The 1,281-nt window shown below is 34.6% G+C and carries 2 protein-coding genes; both read right to left on the bottom strand.

Going from position 1 to position 1,281, the window contains the following annotated elements:
• Window positions 1-31 precede the first annotated feature (31 nt).
• Window positions 32-517 (bottom strand): PcfB family protein, encoded by a 486-nt coding sequence (locus BQ7358_RS00015; RefSeq protein ID WP_006268784.1) that lies wholly within the window; start codon window positions 515-517, stop codon window positions 32-34.
• 2 nt (window positions 518-519) lie between these two features.
• A partial coding sequence (locus tag BQ7358_RS00010) for a DUF6017 domain-containing protein (RefSeq protein WP_072520077.1) occupies window positions 520-1,281 on the bottom strand: 762 nt, incomplete at its 5' end.

The following is a 1,281-nucleotide window of genomic DNA, read 5'->3' as shown; positions in this document are numbered from 1 at the left end:
AATTCCATATTTTCAAATGTTATTAAGTTGCTCATAAGCTCTGCTCCTTTTGTTTATTCTTAACTTTATCCTTAGAAACAGTATTTTTTGCCATCTCCTTAAACTTCTCAATATTTTTGTGAATGGACTCTTTCCTCTCAGCCTTTCTTTCTGATGTTGCAAGGGCATTTTTAAAGGCTTTCTCCATCATTTTCATATCTTTGGCTTGGAAAAATACGGAGTATTTGCCTGTTTCTTTATCTTTCATTACCGAAAACTTAACACCATATTTGTTAAGCTCTTTTTTCAGTTCTTTCAGTTCCGCTTCTTCTACCGGTATTTCTTCCAGTTGCCCTTTTTTCGCCATATCCTTGAGCTTGACTTCATTTCCGTTTACTTTAACGAGCTTTTCAAGTCCTCCCAGTTTCTCTGCTTCTTTTATCAGTTTTTTCAACAGATTTAAAAGAAGTTTTCCTGTTACTTTAGCAGCCTTAACTTCAAGGCTTAATGTCTTTCTTGCAATTTCTTCGTTAACCACATTCAATATCCTCCTCTCATATCATAACTTACAAGGGCAGAGTAGTGTGCATCTATCCCGCTTGGTGCATTATATGCTGCTGTTAGGACAAATGCTCTGATATTCCTAATCTTGTATTCATTTTCCTTAATAACATCTGACAAATACTCTAAATGCTCTGATCTAAGTTTTCTAAATCTTTCTTTTACTATATGTGCCGGAAGCTTCGTTTGATTGATTGTAACAAACTCTCTATCATCAAGTATCATAATATCTGCCAGTATCTTTAATATCTCATCAAAGTCTTTAACTATAAATTTATTGCCCAACTCAAGATGTTCATAATAGCCTGTCTGTGTTCTTAACTCATCTAAATATTTCTGATATATATTTTTGTTTTCTATTTCCGCCTCTCCATCCATCCTTTTTCTTGGTTCTGAATACTCGGCATCTATGATGGAATGATGGGTGGAATTATATGATGAAATATCTGTAGTAATCTTTGATGAATTATTTGTAGTAATCTCTGGTAATGGTTGGGGCATATTGCCATTTTGCATTGGCAGATTTTGCTCTGTTGCATCGGTGCAATCTGCACTTGTGCATTGGTGGATTTTGCACTTTTCCATTGGTGCATTTTGCCCTAATGCATTAGGCACAGCTTTTTCTAAGGCTTGTAATTCTTCTTTTTTCTTTTTGTTCTCAATTTCAGCATAAAGTTCCTCCAGCTTTTCGGTATTTATGGTGTACCATTTTGTTTTATCTCTTGGATCTTTATTGTAGTT

The sequence above is a fragment of the Gemella massiliensis genome (genome assembly GCF_900120125.1).
Classification (GTDB): domain Bacteria; phylum Bacillota; class Bacilli; order Staphylococcales; family Gemellaceae; genus Gemella; species Gemella massiliensis.
The sequence above is the reverse complement of the archived record's forward strand: the minus strand, read 5'-3'. Positions and strand labels throughout refer to the sequence as shown.